The following is a 15,975-nucleotide window of genomic DNA, read 5'->3' as shown; positions in this document are numbered from 1 at the left end:
CACACAGAGAGAAGGACTGCTTCGATGACCCGGGTTCTCGTCGTCGACGACGAGCCGCAGATCGTCCGCGCGCTGGTGATCAACCTCAAGGCGCGGAAGTACGAGGTGGACGCGGCGCCCGACGGCGCGACCGCCCTCCGGCTCGCCGCCGAGCGCCATCCCGACGTGGTCGTCCTCGACCTGGGGCTGCCCGACATCGACGGGGTCGAGGTCATCAAGGGGCTGCGTGGCTGGACCCGGGTGCCGATCCTGGTGCTCTCGGCCCGGCAGACCTCCGACGAGAAGGTCGAGGCGCTCGACGCGGGCGCCGACGACTACGTCACCAAGCCCTTCGGCATGGACGAGCTGCTGGCCCGGCTGCGTGCCGCCGTGCGGCGGGCCGAACCGGTCGGCGGCGCCGAGGACGGCGTCGTCCTCGTCGAGACGGCAGGCTTCACCGTCGACCTCGCGGCCAAGAAGGTCCACCGCGACGGGCGGGACGTCCGGCTCACCCCCACGGAGTGGCACCTGCTGGAGGTCCTCGTCCGCAACAGCGGCCGTCTGGTCAGCCAGAAGCAGCTCCTCCAGGAGGTCTGGGGGCCCTCGTACGGCACCGAGACGAACTACCTGCGCGTCTACATGGCCCAGCTGCGGCGCAAGCTGGAGGCCGACCCCTCGCACCCGCGTCACTTCGTCACCGAACCGGGCATGGGCTACCGCTTCGAGCGCTGATGCGAACGCCGCGGCGGCGGCCCGTCCGGCCACCGGTCCGGCGACCGTCCCGGGGCGGGACCGAGACCGGACCCGAGGGCGGGAGAGCCCCGGGAAGCGGCCGGTTCCCGGGGGGAGGGGGGCCGGTACGCTTTCTGTATGAGTGCTGCACCGCGTACAGAGAAGCCGGCCGGGCGCTTCCGGCGGATGCTCGACCGGCTGTCCACCTCCCAGGAGGAACTGGAGTCCGAAGAGCTCCAGGAGGACGCCCAGGCGTCGGGGTGCACGCGTATCTCCGACTGTTCCGACCGCCAGGTGGTCAAGGTGACTGGTACCTTGCGCACGGTCACCCTGCGGCCGCGGGCCGGCGTGCCCGCGCTGGAGGCCGAGCTGTTCGACGGCACGGCCCCGCTGGACGTGGTGTGGCTGGGCAGGCGGTCCATCGTGGGCATCGAACCGGGCCGCAAGCTCATCGCCTCCGGCCGGATCTCCATGAGCCACGGCCGGCGGGTCCTCTTCAATCCCAAATACGAGCTCCGACCGCTCGGACAGGAGTAGCCGGTGACGTCCCTCGACAAGCCGACCACCGATCAGGCGGCGCAGGACGCCAAGGACGCCCAGGCCTCGAAGGAGGTCACCGAGGCCGCGCTGTTCGAGGCCTTCGGCGGCGTGCGCGGCATGGTCGAGACAGTCGTGCCCGGCCTGCTGTTCGTGACGATCTTCACGATCAACAAGGACCTGCACATCTCGGCGATCGCGGCGCTCGCGGTCTCGCTGGCCCTCGTCGTGGTCCGGCTGATCCGCCGGGACACCGTGAAGCACGCCTTCAGCGGTGTCTTCGGCGTCGCCTTCGGTGTGGTCTTCGCGATGATGACCGGCAACGCGAAGGACTTCTACCTGCCGGGCATGCTGTACACGCTGGGCCTCGCCCTCGCCTACATCATCACCACGCTCGCCGGCGTGCCGCTCATCGGTCTCATCCTCGGGCCGGTCTTCAAGGAGAACCTCTCCTGGCGCACCCGCAACCCGGGCCGCAAGAAGGCGTACGCCAAGGCGAGCTGGGCGTGGGGCCTGATCCTGCTCGGCAAGTGCGCGATCCTCTTCCCGATGTACTGGTGGGCCGACACGACCAAGTTCGGCTGGGTGCTGGTCGCGCTGAAGATCCCGCCCTTCCTGCTGGCCGTCTACCTCACCTGGGTCTTCCTCGCCAAGGCGCCGCCGCCGATCGACGTCTTCGCCGAGTTGGAGGCGGAGGAGGAGGCCGAGAAGGCCCGCAAGGCCGAGGCGGCGCAGCGCCCGGAGGCGTAGCCGCCCGCTCGTGACCCCTGGCGCGGCCGGGGGCCGTGACGGCGAAGGGGCTGTGCGGAAGCGATTCTGCTTCCGCACAGCCCCTTCGTTCTTCCCGGAGACTGAGCCGCTCGCCGAGACCGTGGCCGTGGCCCCGCCCGGGGCCGGCCTCCGCCCGCGTCAGCCGGCTGACGACTCCTCGCCGCGGCGGACCGACAGCAGGTCCTCCAGCTGCTCCTCGCGGGCCTGCGCGGCCACGAACAGCAGCTCGTCGCCCGCCTCCAGCGTCTCCTCCGGGCTCGGGGTCAGCACCCGGGAGCCGCGGATGATGGTCACCAGCGAGGTGTCCTGCGGCCAGGCCACGTCGCCCACCGACGTCCCCGCGACCGCGGACTCCGGCGGCAGGGTCAGCTCCACCAGGTTGGCGTCGCCGTGGCTGAAGCGCAGCAGCCGGACCAGGTCGCCGACGCTCACCGCCTCCTCCACCAGGGCCGACATCAGACGCGGCGTCGAGACGGCGACGTCCACACCCCAGGACTCGTTGAAGAGCCACTCGTTCTTGGGGTTGTTCACCCGGGCGACCACGCGCGGCACGCCGTACTCGGTCTTCGCCAGCAGCGAGACGACCAGGTTCACCTTGTCGTCACCCGTGGCCGCGATCACCACGTTGCAGCGCTGCAGCGCCGCCTCGTCCAGAGACGTGATCTCACAGGCGTCGGCGAGCAGCCACTCCGCCTGCGGCACCCGCTCCACCGAGATGGCGGTGGGCGCCTTGTCGATCAGCAGGATCTCGTGGCCGTTCTCCAGGAGCTCGCCCGCGATGGAACGGCCCACCGCACCCGCGCCCGCAATAGCGACACGCATCAGTGACCGCCCTCCTCAGGACCCTCGGCGAAGGCCGCCTCGACCTTCGCGATCTCGTCCGTACGCATCATCACGTGCACGAGGTCGCCCTCCTGCAGCACCGTCTGCGAGGACGGGAGAATCGCTTCGCCCAGCCGGGTGAGGAACGCCACGCGCACCCCCGTCTCGTCCTGCAGGCGGCTGACCTTGTGACCGATCCACGCGGGCGAGGTGTGCACCTCGGCCAGCTGGACGCCCCCGCTCGGGTCGCTCCACAGCGGCTCCGCGCCGGACGGCAGCAGCCGCCGCAGCATCTGGTCGGCGGTCCAGCGGACGGTCGCCACGGTCGGGATGCCGAGCCGCTGGTAGACCTCGGCGCGCCGCGGGTCGTAGATCCGCGCGGCCACGTTCTCGATGCCGAACATCTCGCGCGCGACCCGCGCGGCGATGATGTTGGAGTTGTCGCCGCTGCTCACCGCGGCGAAGGCGCCGGCCTCCTCGATCCCCGCCTCGCGCAGCGTGTCCTGATCGAAGCCCACGCCCGTGACGCGGCGTCCGCCGAAGCCGGAGCCCAGACGGCGGAAAGCCGTCGGGTCCTGGTCGACGACCGCGACGGTGTGGCCCTGCTGTTCCAGGGTCTGCGCGAGAGCGGCTCCCACTCGCCCGCAGCCCATGATGACGATGTGCACGTCCCCTTACCCCGCACTCCTGATCGCCCTGCTGACCTGCGAATACACCCTGCTCACAACTTTCCTCACCCGTCTGGCCCGGGCCACGGCGGGCAACGCCCTGCCGTGCTGCCCGCTCCGAGCTTATGCGGCAACGCCTACCGCGACCTCATCCGAGGTGGTACGCAGGGAGATTCGGTGCGGATCGGGGGTGCCGGTGGGCGTGGCGGTTTTCGAACGCTTACGATCCTCTGCGTGCCCAAACTGACCGACGTGCCCAAACGAATCCTCATCGGGCGGGCCCTGCGCAGCGACAAGCTCGGGGAAACACTTCTCCCGAAGCGCATCGCGCTCCCCGTCTTCGCCTCCGACCCGCTCTCCTCGGTGGCGTACGCACCCGGCGAGGTGCTGCTCGTCCTCTCCATCGCGGGCCTGTCGGCGTACCACTTCAGCCCGTGGATCGCGCTGGCCGTCGTCGTCCTGATGTTCACCGTCGTCGCCTCGTACCGGCAGAACGTCCACGCCTACCCGAGCGGCGGCGGCGACTACGAGGTCGCCACCACCAACCTCGGCCCGAAGGCCGGACTCACCGTCGCCAGCGCGCTGCTCGTCGACTACGTCCTGACCGTCGCCGTCTCCATCTCCTCGGGCATCGAGAACCTCGGCTCGGCCGTCCCCTTCGTCGTCGAGCACAAGGTGCTCTGCGCGGTCGCCGTCATCGTGCTGCTGACCCTGATGAACCTCCGCGGAGTGAAGGAGTCGGGCAGCCTCTTCGCCATCCCGACGTACGTCTTCGTCGCCGGCGTCTTCATCATGATCGCCTGGGGCGCCTACCGGGGGATCGTCCTCGGCGACACCATGCAGGCCCCCACCGCGGACTTCGAGATCAAGCCCGAGCACCAGGGCCTCGCCGGCTTCGCGCTGGTCTTCCTGCTGCTGCGCGCCTTCTCCTCCGGCTGTGCCGCCCTCACCGGCGTCGAAGCGATCTCCAACGGCGTCCCCGCCTTCCGCAAGCCGAAGTCGAGGAACGCGGCCACCACCCTCGCCCTCATGGGCGGCCTGGCCGTCACCATGTTCTGCGGCATCATCTTCCTGGCCATGGCCACCGACGTGCGGATGGCCGAGAAGCCCGCCCAGGACCTGCTGCTGAACGGCGTCCCGGTCGGCGAGAGTTACGTCCAGGACCCGGTCATCTCCCAGGTGGCCGCCGCCGTCTTCGGCGACGGCACCTTCCTCTTCGTCGTCCTCGCCGCGGCCACGGCCCTCGTCCTCTTCCTGGCCGCCAACACGGCGTACAACGGCTTCCCGCTCCTCGGCTCGATCCTCGCCCAGGACCGGTACCTGCCCCGGCAGCTGCACACCCGCGGCGACCGCCTCGCGTTCTCCAACGGAATCGTCCTGCTGGCCGGCGCCGCCGCGCTGCTCGTGTGGCTCTACGGAGCCGACTCGACCAAGCTCATCCAGCTCTACATCGTCGGCGTGTTCGTCTCCTTCACCCTCAGCCAGATCGGCATGGTGCGGCACTGGAACCGCCACCTGCGGAGCGAGAAGGACCAGGCCAAGCGCCGGCACATGATCCGCTCCCGTGCGATCAACACCTTCGGCGCCTTCTTCACCGGCCTCGTCCTGGTCGTCGTCCTCGCCACCAAGTTCACCCACGGCGCCTGGGTCGCGCTGCTCGGCATGGTGATCTTCTACGGGACGATGACGGCGATCCGCCGCCACTACGACCGTGTGGCCGAGGAGATCGCGGCGGCCGAGGAACGCCCGGACGAGTACGTCCGCCCCTCCCGGGTCCGCTCCGTCGTCCTGGTCTCCAAGCTGCACAAGCCGACGCTGCGGGCGCTCGCCTACGCCAAGCTGCTGCACGCCCACGAGCTGGAGGCGCTGAGCGTCAACGTCGACCCGGCCGAGACCAAGGCGCTCAAGGAGGAGTGGGAGCGGCGCGGCATCAACGTCCCGCTCAAGATCCTCGACTCGCCGTACCGCGAGATCACCCGCCCGGTCATCGAGTACGTCAAGAGCATCCGCCGGGAGAGCCCGCGCGACGCCGTCTCCGTGTACATCCCGGAGTACGTCGTCGGTCACTGGTACGAGCACCTGCTGCACAACCAGAGCGCCCTGCGGCTCAAGGGCCGGCTGCTGTTCACCCCCGGCGTCATGGTGACCTCGGTGCCCTACCAGCTCCAGTCCTCCGAGGCCGCGAAGAAGCGGGCGAGGAAGCGCCAGGACTGGAACGCGCCGGGATCCGTGCGCCGCGGCCCCGTCGAGAAGCGGGCCAAGGAGCCGACCGCCAAGAGCTGAGGACGAATCCGTCCTCACGGGCACGTAGACTGGTGGGCTGCCGCTGCGGCAGCCCACCTCTCTCATTCTCTGGAGTCTCCCCGTCATGCAGAACGCATCTGAGTCGTCGCTCGTCGGGGAGGAGTACGAGGTCGAGGTCGGCCCCGTCGCACACGGTGGCCACTGCATCGCCCGCACCGAGGAAGGCCGCGTCCTCTTCGTCCGCCACGCCCTGCCGGGCGAGCGGATCGTCGCCCGCGTCACCGAGGGCGAGGAGACCTCCCGCTTCCTGCGGGCGGACGCCGTCACCGTCCTCGAAGCCTCCAAGGACCGGGTCGAGGCGCCCTGCCCCTTCGCCGGGCCGGGCAAGTGCGGCGGCTGCGACTGGCAGCACGCCAAGCCCGGCGCCCAGCGCCGGCTCAAGGGCGAGGTCATCGCCGAACAGCTCCAGCGCCTCGCCGGGCTCACCCCCGAGGAGGCCGGCTGGGACGGCACCGTCATGCCGGCCGAGGGCGACAAGCTCCCGGCGGGCGAGGTCCCGCAGTGGCGCACCCGCGTGCAGTACGCGGTCGACACCGAGGGCCACGCGGGCCTGCGCCGTCACCGCTCGCACGAGGTCGAGGTGATCGACCGCTGCATGATCGCGGCCGAGGGCGTCTCCGAGCTCGGCATCGAGAAGCGGAACTGGGAGGGCATGGCCTCCATCGAGGCGATCGCGGCCTCCGGTTCCGGCGACCGCCAGGTGATCCTCACCCCTCGCCCCGGCGCGCGCCTCCCCCTGGTGGAGCTCGACAAGCCCGTTTCGGTCATGCGCGTGGACGAGAAGGACGGCGGCGTCCACCGCGTCCACGGCCGCGCCTTCGTCCGCGAGCGCGCCGACGACCGCACCCACCGCGTGGGCAGCGGCGGCTTCTGGCAGGTCCACCCGAAGGCCGCCGACACGCTCATGAAGGCCGTCATGCAGGGCCTCCTCCCGCGCAAGGGCGACACCGCCCTCGACCTCTACTGCGGCGTCGGCCTCTTCGCGGGCGCCCTCGCGGACCGGGTCGGCGACCAGGGCGCGGTCCTCGGCATCGAGTCCGGCAAGCGCGCGGTGGAGGACGCCCGCCACAACCTGGCCGACTTCCCGCGCGTCCGCATCGAACAGGGCAAGGTCGAGTCGGTCCTGCCGCGCACCGGCATCACCGACGTCGACCTCATCGTCCTGGACCCCCCGCGCGCCGGCGCCGGCAAGCAGACGGTCAAGCACCTCGCGGGCCTCGGCGCCCGCCGCATCGCCTACGTCGCCTGCGACCCGGCGGCCCTGGCCCGCGACCTCGCCTACTTCAAGGAGGGCGGCTACCGGGTCCGCACGCTGCGCGCGTTCGACCTGTTCCCGATGACCCACCACGTGGAGTGCGTGGCGATCCTGGAGCCGCTGAAGAAGGACGCGTGACCTGAGGGTTCTTCGAGTGTGCGTTATGGGCGTTGCATGCCTTAGGGGCGATATCTCGACGCGTGCTCAACGCACATGACGCACGTTTGGCGCGCGAACGGCCCGGTTTCTGATGGGTCGTCATGTGTGATTGACGGCCGCCGAATGGATTTGCACGTAGGCACGTTGAGGTGCTGACGTACTCCGCGAATCGGAAGGCGTGGCGCCATGCCGCTTCCTGCGCCTCGAAGTGCCTCGACGCGATACGCCTCGGCGTACTGGGCGCGCGCTTCCTCCATGGCGGCTTCCCAGTGGATGCGCTTCTGGCGGGCTGCTTCGATCTCGTCGAGACGTCTGTCTTCGGCGGCTTCGCCGTGGAGGGTGACCTCCGATCGCCCGGGTGACCGTGGAGCGGTCGACGCTGAACCAGCAGGCCGGCACGTCGTGAGTAGCACCGTGGGGAAGGTGGACGAGGGTGGCCAGGAGCCGGTCGATGAAGACCAGCCGGTGCTTCACGCCAGCGTCGACGACCCGCTTCCGCGGCCTGGACTCCAGTCTCGCCTGGTGTCGCGCGTGCCATAACGGACCTACCCGGGAGACGAGTTCGGGGATCACCTCGACCGACAGTCCCGTGATCCGCCGATCGCTGTTGATCGCTGCACGAGGTCCGTTCCCCACCAAACGAACATGATCAGCGATCACGATCCGGCGTCGTACCGCCAACCGTGCACGAGCTCGTCAGGACACCCGAGTGACATGGGAGGATCTCGGCGGCTATCGCGTCCCCGGCCCCTTGCACCTTCTGCGGGACGAGACCAAACCCGACGGGCGAGCGGAGGATCACTGCGATGATCGGAACTGTGTTCCGGACCGAGGACGTGCCCGTGGAGGGAAGGTTCGACTGTTGGCGGGACATGCTCGTCCAATCCCGTGCCGCCGATGTCGTCAGCGTTCACGCGGCAGACTTCCGGGCGGAGTTGCGGCACATGGAGCTGGGTGCGGTGACCGTGATGAATACGTCGTTCGCACCGGCGCGCTTCTGGCGGTCGGCGCGTACAGCGCGCAACGACGATCTGGAGTGCTACCACGTGACGCTCTTGCTCGACGGGGCGATGACGCTGACCCACGGTGCCGACCGGACGACCCTGCTCGGCCCCCTCGACATCCATCTCGTCGACAGCTCGCAGCCGTTCGAGCTCCGGCCGCAGGAGCTGCGCTGCCCGCACACCGGGGAGTGCCGCCCCGTCTCGGGCGTCGCCGTCGACTTTCCGAGAGCGCTGCTTCCCATACCGCCGTGGCAGCTGCGGGACCTGGGCGGCATCGGCCTCTCGGCACGAGAGGGCATGGGCGCGCTGCTCGCGGACTTCCTCCTCGGCCTGGGCGGGCAGGCCGACGTCCTGCGTCCGTCCGACGCGCCCCGCCTCGGGGCGACCGTGCTCGACCTGGTGTCGGCCTGGCTGGCCCACACGCTGGAGGCCGAGGCCGCGCTGGCGCCCGAGACCCGGCAGCAGGTCCTGGTCGAGGGCGTCCGGGCTTTCGTCCACCAGCGCCTGCACGACCCCGAGCTGACCCCCTCCACCATCGCCGCCGCGCACCACGTCTCGCTCAGCCACCTCCACCGCGTGTTCACCCAGCAGTCCGGCGGCGAGACGCTCGCCGCCTGGATCCGTGCCCGCCGCCTGGAACAGGCCCGCCGCGATCTCGCGGACCCCGCGTTGCTCGCCACCCCGATCCACGCGATCGCGGCCCGCTGGGGATTCCCCCGAGCCTCCGACTTCACCCGTGCCTTCCGCGCCGCGTACGGGATGTCGCCGCGCGAGCACCGCAATCGGTCGCTCGCCGGCGCGCCCCGACTCTGAGACGCTGCGCCAGCGCCGCCCGAGGACGACTCGCCGTGACCATTGGTGCGTTCAGAGGGCGCTGGAATGGGGGACGCGACGGAATTGTCGTCACGACACCACCCGCGCCAAGATCCGCTGCCTCGGCGAACGCGCCATGGCCACCCTCAAGGGCTGGCCCCCTCCGGAGCTTCACCGCAGCACGAACCGGATCCCGGTCGTGGTGAAGGCGGTCGTCGTCCTTCACTGCGTCTCAACGTGAGGTCGGAAAGGGCTCAAGCGCTTCGAAGCGTGCAGAAGGCCTTCCCCGGGCAGAACCCCGCACCACACACGTTGAGACGCATTGCATAGTTGCTGCGGACTCCATGCCAACTATCTGTCTTCCACACGCTGTAACTTGAACGCGCTCGCGGCAATCCACCCAGTGAGATACCGGCGTGAGCAAAAGCGGAAAAAGGACCGCTTTCAGGCGACACTCGGTCCAAGCGGATCAACAGAGAGGGGAAATGTGATGCGGATGCCGCGTTTTGCCAGGAGTGCATTCACGGCGACAGCAGCGGCCGTGGGGATAACGATGTTCGCCACGGCTCCGGCGCAAGCAAGTATGAATATCACCGTCCACGTTCTGCAGTGCCCGTTCGACTACTGCGCCACTGCGGGGTATGGATGGTTCAATGCCGATCCGATCGGAAGCACGCCCGGTGACGCGCTGAAAGCTTGCGACCTGGCCAGCGATGGGTATTCCATAAAGGCGTGGCTGACCAATCGAGACACCGGTAGGGTCATTCGTACCGCCAGCACTGCAGGTCACACTGCAAACTATTGCACGGGCTGGCAGACCGGTGACCTCCCGGAGCAGACGCGTGTGTGGCTCGAAGTCTGCAAGATGTCGGGCACGACGAAAGTCGTGTGTGAATACGGTTCCGAGGGATGGTCCTAACGGCGTTTCCGCCGCCGCGATCCGCCCGGGCGTACATTCATCCATTCATTCCGTTCCGGCGGAAGATTTCCAGTGAGCCTTTTCTGACCTGGCGATAGTGGGCACGAGTTGGACGCTCCTACGCAACGACGAAGCTCCTGGTGGACGGTGGCACGACCAAAATCCACCGTGCTGCCAGGAGCCTCGCATAAGCACGAAACGGCTGGTATGCCAGGTGCACCAGTTTCAACGGCGGCAGCTACCGGGCGACCGTCATCCGCGTGTCCGGCCTGCTGGTCTTCCGTGATGCGGCGTACTGGCAGACAAGCGGATTCTCCTTCGTCAGCTGCCCACCCCTGAACGCGTCTCGAGCGGCGGCATAGAGACCCGGTCCTGGCGTTGACGGGCCCCTAAGGCTGTCCCGTAAATGATCTCCAAGTCGCCTCGGGCGTTCTCGGTGGTCATGCGCCCCGCTTGCCTACTCGGTGAGGGCGAGGTGGTGCATCCGTGCGATGCCGAGCATGGCGTGGTGGAGGCCGTCGCCTTCGAGGCGGCAGTCGCGGAGGATTTTCCAGGTCTTCATGCGGGCGAAGAGGTGCTCAACGTGGATACAGGAGCACTCATCCGGCGTGGCGCAGTGGAGACACGGCGGTTGGCGCCGGTCGTCCGGCTCAGGCGGCAGGATTGCGACGCGAATGGCGTCGTCGACCTGGCGCTGCTGGCCCCTCCGATCCGCCCTCGCCGTCAGGGAAGGCACGGCTGCGGCGTTGTTTCGTCGGCCGCAGCCGGGGGCGTCGCCGTAGACAGACTCAGTATGCCTCTCGGCTCACCACGGGGTCAGGCTCATTCCCAGCTCGACCCACTCCGTGAAGAACACGGGTCGACCGGCCCGTCTGAGGGGGAGGATCTGGTCGCAGGTGGCGCGGCCGTCGAACCACATTTCGCCGCGGTGAGGGCCCGTGACGACGAGGAGGGTGGAGAAGCCGCAGCCGCCCTCCTGGATGTACACCGCGCCGGTCGTCTTCCCTTCCTCCAGCACCCCGCACTCGTTGTCCCACTCCTCCCAGGCCTCGGCGTCCTCGCGGGGCGGCTCGCGCTCGTCGAGGTCATCGTCGGCGGCGCGGTAGGAATCAGGGTGCGGGAACGGCTCAGTCAGCAGGTCGTAGTTGGTGTGGGTGTCGCCGTACCAGCCCCAGCCCCGCGGGCCGCGCCACAGCCGCTTGAAACCCCTTTCGGGGTTTCCCTGCCGCAGGAGGTGCTCGCGGTACTCGGACGGAAACGTGATCCGAGCTCCCCCTCCGCCTCCCGCAGGTCCGCCTCGCTAAGCCTCCGCTCCACCGGAAAACCGGCGCGCCGCATGACTTCCGGGTCGAAGAACCCCCGACGACGGCCATCCAACAGGCGAAGGTATTCCGCGCTCCAGTCGATCTTCATGCCGCGAGCGTAGAGACCATGCGCGAGCGAGGACGGTCCCGCCCAGCTCAGCGCGTTCGCCAAGGCATGGCGGTGGACCTCTCCGTCCAAGACGGCCCTGAACGCCAGAACGATTGATGCCCCTGAGCCGGCGGGTCCGGTCCGCCGAGCAAAGGCGCTCGCCCTGGTCTTTCACCCCTCATCAGGTCACTGCAGAAGGTGATCCGAGTCACTTCACGTCACAGACGGCGGTGGCCCGGTGTCTTGTGACCGATCGCCTTGAGACAGAGGAGGAAGCCATGCCCGACAAGAACGGCACGAAGCACCGCGTCGTCGTCCTCGGCGCCGGTTACGCCGGGGCCTACGTCGCCGGGACCCTGGCGCGGCGACTGGCACCATCGGATGCCGAGATCACCGTGGTGAACGCCGAGCCGGACTTCGTGCAGCGGCTGCGACTGCACCAGCTCGCTGCCGGCCAGGAGATCGAGGCCCCGCGGCTCGCCGAAGTCTTCGCGGGAACCGGGATCCGCCTGCTCCTGGCCCGGGCCACCGACATCGAACTTGAACGCCGAATCGTCGCCCTGGCCGGCACCGACGGTGACGGTGAGGTCGGCTACGACACGCTCGTCTACGCGCTGGGCAGCCACGGCGCCGACCACGGTGTCCCCGGTGTCGCAGAGCACGCCTTCGACGTAGCCGCCCGGCCCTCCGCGCTGCGGCTGCGTGACCGCCTGGACGCTCTGGATGCGCGCGGCGAGGGCGGGAAGGTCGTGGTCGTCGGCGACGGCCTGACCGGGATCGAGACCGCCACCGAAATCGCCGAGTCGCGGCCAGGCTTGTCGGTGACGCTGATCGCCCGCGGTGCATTGGCCACTCCACTGTCCGCCGGTGCCCGCGACCACGTGCGTCGGGCCTGCGACCGGCTCGGCATCACCGTCCTGGAGCACGCCGGCGGGGAAAGCGTCGAAGCGGGACGGGTCCTCTGCGCGGACGGCACCGCCCTGCCGTCCGACGCGACCGTGTGGACGGCTGGGTTCGCGGTCGCCCCGATCGCCGCCGCCGCCGGCCTCGAGGTCACCGACGACGGCCGGATCGTCGTCGACCGCACCATGCGCTCCGTCTCGCACCCGAACGTGTACGCCGTCGGCGACAGCGCCCACGCCCTCGGTGACAACGGCCTTCCCCTTCCCATGTCCTGCGCCTCGGCCGGCTACACCGGCCGACAGGCGACGGCAGCGATCGCGGCCCGCCTGACCGGCGGCAAGGCCAAGCAGACCGGGATGGAGTACGTGGGCAACCACATCAGCCTCGGGCGGCGCGACGGCATCCTGCAGATGGTCGACCACGACGCCCAGGCGAAGCCGAAGTATCTGGGCGGCCGGAAGGCCGCGCGGATCAAGGCCGGCATCCTCAGCATGTCGCTGTGGACCACTTCCCACCCCACCTTCGGCCTCCCCACCCGAAGGCAGCGCCTGACCGGCACACCGGAATCGAACGACGTGACGACAAACGGTCCGGCAGGAAGCGGAGAGGCCGCCCGTGGCTGAGCCGTTCCGTCGTACATGCCAGAAGTGGGGCCTTGACATGACCGACGACACCACCGACCTGGCGACGGAGGCGTTCATCGCGCACCGGAACCTGCTGTTCACCGTCGCCTACGAGATGCTCGGCACGGCGGCCGACGCCGAGGACGTACTACAGGAAACCTGGCTGCGCTGGGCCGCCGTGGACCTCGGGCGGGTGAGCGACCGGCGGGCGTACCTGGTGCGGATCACGACGCGGCAGGCGCTCAACCGGCTGCGCACCATGAAGCGACGCCGCGAGGCTTACGTCGGCCAGTGGCTGCCCGAGCCGCTGATCACCACGTCGGACGTGACCGAGGACGTCGAACTCGCCGAGAGCATGTCGATGGCGATGATGCTCGTCCTGGAAAGCCTCACTCCGACCGAGCGGGCGGTGTTCGTGCTGCGCGAGGTCTTCGAGGTCGGCTACGACGAGATCGGTGAGGCCGTCGACAAGAGCCCCGCAGCGGTCCGCCAGATCGCGCACCGCGCCCGCAAGCACGTCGGAGCCCGCCGCCCGCGCACCACGGCATCGCCCAGCGAGGCCCAGGCAGCCCTGGAGTCGTTCCGGCGCGCCATCGAGACCGGCAACCCACAGGACCTTCTCGACGTCCTCGCCCCCGACGTCGTGCTGCTCAGCGACGGCGGCGGCCTCAAGAAGGCGGCCCTTCACCCGGTCATCGGCGCCGAGAAGATCGTCCGCTTCTACCTCGGCGGCACCGCCAAGCTCCAGGCCACCGTCAACTGGGAACCCACCGTCGTCAACGGCAGCCCCGCGCTCGCCGCCTACGTGGACGGCGCACTCGACGGGGTCATGGCCATCCACGTCGACAACACCCGCATCACCGGCCTCTACTTCGTCCGCAACCCCGAAAAGCTCACCCACCTCGACTCCGAGATCCCCCTCACCCGCTAGGGACCGAACCCCCGGCGCCTCACCGACCGCAGCACACGACGAAAGGAAGCACCCACCATGCCCGGACAGGCGACCGCCACCACGCCTCGCGGCGAAACCTTCCTCAAGACCACGGCAGCGCTGCAGACCCTGGCCCTGTTCTTCCAGGCGTCCACCGCCGGCCTGCTGCTGACCTCGTCCCGCGCCTACACACTGCACGACTACGGATCGAAAGTGATGTACGGCGCCGCCATGCTCTACGTGCTCGCCACGATCCTGGCCTGGCGCCCGGGCGGCGGATCCCCCCGCCCCGTCCTGTACTCCACCGGCTTCCTCCTCCTCGCCTCTGCCCAGGTCGCACTCGGCATCGCCCACGTGGCATCGCTGCACGTCCCCCTGGGCGTGCTCATGTTCGCCCTCAGTACCCTCGCCCTCGTCCGCGCGCTCTCCCCCCGCTCGCCACTACGCCCCGCCACCGGCTCGTAACCGCCCGACGAGACGGGGCCCGCGGCGAACTCGCATGTAAGGCACAGCCTGCACGCCACCCGGCCAGCCACCCCAACCCGGCATCGCATCGCCACCGCCGGCGTCGTCCGCGCGGCGACCGGTCCATGCAGACCATCCCAGAAGGGACGCATCACGCCATGTCCACTCGCTCCTCGCTCTCCGCTGCCGCCGCAGTCCTGATCGCCGCTCTCGCGCTGGCCGGACCCGCCGCCGCCGCGTCGGCCACGCCGGTCGCCGCCGACGTCTTCACCCTGAGCATCGGCCGGATCGGAGCCTCCCTCTCGGCGCTGACCGGCCTGATCGGCTCGGTGTGCGGAGGCATGGCCCTGACACGCACCACCGGCAAGGGTCGCGTCGCCGCCTGGGCCAGACGGAACGGAGCGGTGACCGCCCTCGTGACGGGCCTGATCGCCGCGGCCGTCGGCGGGACGGTCGCTGCCACAGCCAAGGGCGGTCTCGGCACCGGCAACGGACTTGGCGGAGCCTACGTCGCCGTGCTGCTGGGCCTGATCGCCGTCACCCTCGGCTGGCTGGCCCGCATCCGTTCCCACCAGTTCCGCTGATCCCCTCCGCCGCCGACAGGGGCCAGGTCCGGTCTCGACCAGCCACGGTTCCGCATGGACCGTCACTGAATCAACCTGGCCAAGGGCCGCCACGATGAACTGGTCCGGTGTCTGAACCGGGCGCGAGATCGTGGTCACCCCTCGGTGAACCACGCGCCGACGGGCCGCGGCCGCTCTCGGCCCGCTCGCCGCGGGAGCGGAGACCCTCCGGTTCCTCACGGGTGAGCCGCCCTTCGGTGGCACCCGTACCGCCCGGCCGTGCGGGCCTCCGGAGATCAGCCGTACATGCGCTTGGCCACCGCGTGGCCCGCCGCGGACGCGTCGAGGTAGAACCGCCTCATCGCCTGGACGCACCCCACCAGTTGGTCCGTCAGCCGGTCCGGGGCGCCCCCCACGACGCGCAGTCTGCCCTTGTTCCGTTCCAGGAGGGCGCCGGTGTCCACGCCCTGGAGGTATGCGGAGGCGCTCCGCACCAGGTCGGGGCGCAGGACCAGGAGGACGTCGAACGGGCTCCCGAGGGTCGCCACGTGCTCGCCACCGAGGACGGGCAGGCACTCGTCCCCGGTCGCGGGGAAGTCCTCGCCGGTGAGGAGCACATTGACCATCTGCCAGTCCTCGCCCAGGCTGCAGAGGATCCCGGACTCCAGCTCCGCCAGGAACGTGTCGTTCTCCAGGGGCTTCGAGAACCGGCTCTCCAGGTGCTCGACGCCCTTCATCGCCTCGTCGGGGGCGATGCGAAGCATTCTCAGTGACGTTCCCACAACGGACTCCCGCCTCGCCGGTCAATGAATTCGTTCGGTCATTCGGTTCGGTGCATCGGTGTGACCATCGCGCACCACGGCCGGCCAGGGACGCGCGGCGAAGGGTGACGTGCCGTCGCGACGCCGGGCGAGGGGTCGTTTCCGGAACCGGTCACGAAGCGGACCTCGACCGAGACCGCAGACGGCGTGCCTGGACAGCACCGCCCCGGTGGGGCGGAAACGCTTTCTAGTCCAACGATCCACCTCAGTCAACCCCAGGCAGAATTGGGGCATGTGACGCTGTTTCGGTCAACCGAAAGGGGGTCTTCGTCCGGTCGTTCCGTGTCCTGGCA

16 protein-coding genes and 2 pseudogenes are annotated in these 15,975 nt (G+C 69.5%); 12 read left to right on the top strand and 6 right to left on the bottom strand.

Annotation, left to right across the window (positions count from 1 at the left end; translation table 11 throughout):
• Positions 1–24: 24 nt before the first annotated feature.
• The 3 genes from ACE1OA_RS08565 (at position 25) to ACE1OA_RS08555 (ending at position 1,998) form a co-directional block, all read left to right on the top strand.
• Positions 25–711, top strand: a complete 687-nt coding sequence (locus tag ACE1OA_RS08565; protein WP_356604132.1) for a response regulator — start codon at positions 25–27, stop codon at positions 709–711.
• A 138-nt stretch (positions 712–849) separates the two neighbouring features.
• Positions 850–1,248 carry an OB-fold nucleic acid binding domain-containing protein gene (locus tag ACE1OA_RS08560; RefSeq protein WP_356604130.1) on the top strand — a complete coding sequence of 133 codons (399 nt, stop codon included), beginning with the start codon at positions 850–852 and terminating at the stop codon, positions 1,246–1,248.
• A 3-nt stretch (positions 1,249–1,251) separates the two neighbouring features.
• Positions 1,252–1,998, top strand: a complete 747-nt coding sequence (locus ACE1OA_RS08555) for a DUF3159 domain-containing protein (RefSeq protein ID WP_432752586.1) — start codon at positions 1,252–1,254, stop codon at positions 1,996–1,998.
• 159 nt (positions 1,999–2,157) lie between these two features.
• On the opposite strand, the gene ACE1OA_RS08550 is transcribed toward ACE1OA_RS08555, so the two are convergent.
• Both ACE1OA_RS08550 and ACE1OA_RS08545 read right to left on the bottom strand, forming a co-directional pair.
• The gene (locus tag ACE1OA_RS08550; protein WP_356604126.1) at positions 2,158–2,841 is read right to left on the bottom strand and encodes a potassium channel family protein; all 684 of its coding nucleotides are present in this window, start codon (positions 2,839–2,841) and stop codon (positions 2,158–2,160) included.
• A complete protein-coding gene (locus ACE1OA_RS08545; RefSeq protein ID WP_356604124.1) occupies positions 2,841–3,509 on the bottom strand; it encodes a potassium channel family protein in 669 nt (222 codons plus the stop codon). The genes ACE1OA_RS08550 and ACE1OA_RS08545 overlap by 1 nt, the downstream gene beginning before the upstream one ends.
• 234 nt (positions 3,510–3,743) lie before the next feature.
• On the opposite strand from ACE1OA_RS08545, the gene ACE1OA_RS08540 reads away from it, so the two are divergent.
• The 3 genes from ACE1OA_RS08540 (at position 3,744) to ACE1OA_RS08530 (ending at position 7,589) form a co-directional block, all read left to right on the top strand.
• Positions 3,744–5,792: an APC family permease gene (locus ACE1OA_RS08540; RefSeq protein WP_356604122.1), complete on the top strand. Its 2,049-nt coding sequence runs from the start codon at positions 3,744–3,746 to the stop codon at positions 5,790–5,792.
• A gap of 85 nt (positions 5,793–5,877) precedes the next feature.
• A complete protein-coding gene (locus ACE1OA_RS08535) occupies positions 5,878–7,206 on the top strand; it encodes a class I SAM-dependent RNA methyltransferase (RefSeq protein WP_384867637.1) in 1,329 nt (442 codons plus the stop codon).
• Between the two features lie 170 nt (positions 7,207–7,376).
• Positions 7,377–7,589 (top strand): hypothetical protein, encoded by a 213-nt coding sequence (locus ACE1OA_RS08530; protein WP_386541303.1) that lies wholly within the window; start codon positions 7,377–7,379, stop codon positions 7,587–7,589.
• 43 nt (positions 7,590–7,632) lie between these two features.
• On the opposite strand, the pseudogene ACE1OA_RS08525 reads toward ACE1OA_RS08530, so the two are convergent.
• Positions 7,633–7,701, bottom strand: a pseudogene (locus ACE1OA_RS08525) (hypothetical protein); the annotation flags it as partial.
• A 332-nt stretch (positions 7,702–8,033) separates the two neighbouring features.
• Here ACE1OA_RS08525 and ACE1OA_RS08520 point away from each other — a divergent pair.
• Both ACE1OA_RS08520 and ACE1OA_RS08515 read left to right on the top strand, forming a co-directional pair.
• Positions 8,034–9,044, top strand: coding sequence for an AraC family transcriptional regulator (locus ACE1OA_RS08520; RefSeq protein WP_384867633.1), 1,011 nt, complete (start codon positions 8,034–8,036; stop codon positions 9,042–9,044).
• Positions 9,045–9,420: 376 nt separating this feature from the next.
• Positions 9,421–9,963, top strand: a complete 543-nt coding sequence (locus ACE1OA_RS08515) for a hypothetical protein (protein WP_386541255.1) — start codon at positions 9,421–9,423, stop codon at positions 9,961–9,963.
• Between the two features lie 457 nt (positions 9,964–10,420).
• Here the strand turns inward: ACE1OA_RS08515 and ACE1OA_RS08510 are convergent.
• Positions 10,421–10,546 (bottom strand): annotated as a pseudogene (locus ACE1OA_RS08510) (IS5/IS1182 family transposase); the annotation flags it as partial.
• Between the two features lie 222 nt (positions 10,547–10,768).
• On the bottom strand, positions 10,769–10,981 hold the full coding sequence (locus ACE1OA_RS08505; RefSeq protein ID WP_432752585.1) for a hypothetical protein: 213 nt from the start codon (positions 10,979–10,981) through the stop codon (positions 10,769–10,771).
• A gap of 673 nt (positions 10,982–11,654) precedes the next feature.
• Here ACE1OA_RS08505 and ACE1OA_RS08500 point away from each other — a divergent pair.
• From ACE1OA_RS08500 to ACE1OA_RS08485, 4 genes are all read left to right on the top strand, one after another.
• Positions 11,655–12,902 (top strand): NAD(P)/FAD-dependent oxidoreductase, encoded by a 1,248-nt coding sequence (locus ACE1OA_RS08500; protein ID WP_432752584.1) that lies wholly within the window; start codon positions 11,655–11,657, stop codon positions 12,900–12,902.
• A 37-nt stretch (positions 12,903–12,939) separates the two neighbouring features.
• Positions 12,940–13,833, top strand: a complete 894-nt coding sequence (locus ACE1OA_RS08495; protein WP_432752583.1) for an RNA polymerase sigma-70 factor — start codon at positions 12,940–12,942, stop codon at positions 13,831–13,833.
• A 57-nt stretch (positions 13,834–13,890) separates the two neighbouring features.
• Positions 13,891–14,298 carry a hypothetical protein gene (locus tag ACE1OA_RS08490; protein ID WP_386541260.1) on the top strand — a complete coding sequence of 136 codons (408 nt, stop codon included), beginning with the start codon at positions 13,891–13,893 and terminating at the stop codon, positions 14,296–14,298.
• Positions 14,299–14,456: 158 nt separating this feature from the next.
• Positions 14,457–14,882: a DUF6223 family protein gene (locus ACE1OA_RS08485; protein ID WP_384867623.1), complete on the top strand. Its 426-nt coding sequence runs from the start codon at positions 14,457–14,459 to the stop codon at positions 14,880–14,882.
• Positions 14,883–15,157: 275 nt separating this feature from the next.
• Here ACE1OA_RS08485 and ACE1OA_RS08480 read toward each other — a convergent pair whose 3' ends face one another.
• Positions 15,158–15,625: a DUF1877 family protein gene (locus tag ACE1OA_RS08480; protein ID WP_356607602.1), complete on the bottom strand. Its 468-nt coding sequence runs from the start codon at positions 15,623–15,625 to the stop codon at positions 15,158–15,160.
• Positions 15,626–15,975 lie beyond the last annotated feature (350 nt).

It is taken from the genome of Streptomyces sp. JL2001, assembly GCF_050917515.1.
In the GTDB taxonomy this organism is placed as follows: Bacteria; Actinomycetota; Actinomycetes; order Streptomycetales; family Streptomycetaceae; genus Streptomyces.
This window is presented reverse-complemented; position numbering and strand designations above follow the sequence as displayed.

Coding starts and splice junctions, on each gene's coding strand:
- ACE1OA_RS08500 (WP_432752584.1), top strand. CDS start 11,655: ATGCCCGACAAGAACGGCACGAAGCACCGCGTCGTCGTCCTCGGCGCC.
- ACE1OA_RS08490 (WP_386541260.1), top strand. CDS start 13,891: ATGCCCGGACAGGCGACCGCCACCACGCCTCGCGGCGAAACCTTCCTC.
- ACE1OA_RS08480 (WP_356607602.1), bottom strand. CDS start 15,625: ATGCTTCGCATCGCCCCCGACGAGGCGATGAAGGGCGTCGAGCACCTG.
- ACE1OA_RS08550 (WP_356604126.1), bottom strand. CDS start 2,841: ATGCGTGTCGCTATTGCGGGCGCGGGTGCGGTGGGCCGTTCCATCGCG.
- ACE1OA_RS08520 (WP_384867633.1), top strand. CDS start 8,034: ATGATCGGAACTGTGTTCCGGACCGAGGACGTGCCCGTGGAGGGAAGG.
- ACE1OA_RS08560 (WP_356604130.1), top strand. CDS start 850: ATGAGTGCTGCACCGCGTACAGAGAAGCCGGCCGGGCGCTTCCGGCGG.
- ACE1OA_RS08535 (WP_384867637.1), top strand. CDS start 5,878: ATGCAGAACGCATCTGAGTCGTCGCTCGTCGGGGAGGAGTACGAGGTC.
- ACE1OA_RS08495 (WP_432752583.1), top strand. CDS start 12,940: ATGACCGACGACACCACCGACCTGGCGACGGAGGCGTTCATCGCGCAC.
- ACE1OA_RS08565 (WP_356604132.1), top strand. CDS start 25: ATGACCCGGGTTCTCGTCGTCGACGACGAGCCGCAGATCGTCCGCGCG.
- ACE1OA_RS08485 (WP_384867623.1), top strand. CDS start 14,457: ATGTCCACTCGCTCCTCGCTCTCCGCTGCCGCCGCAGTCCTGATCGCC.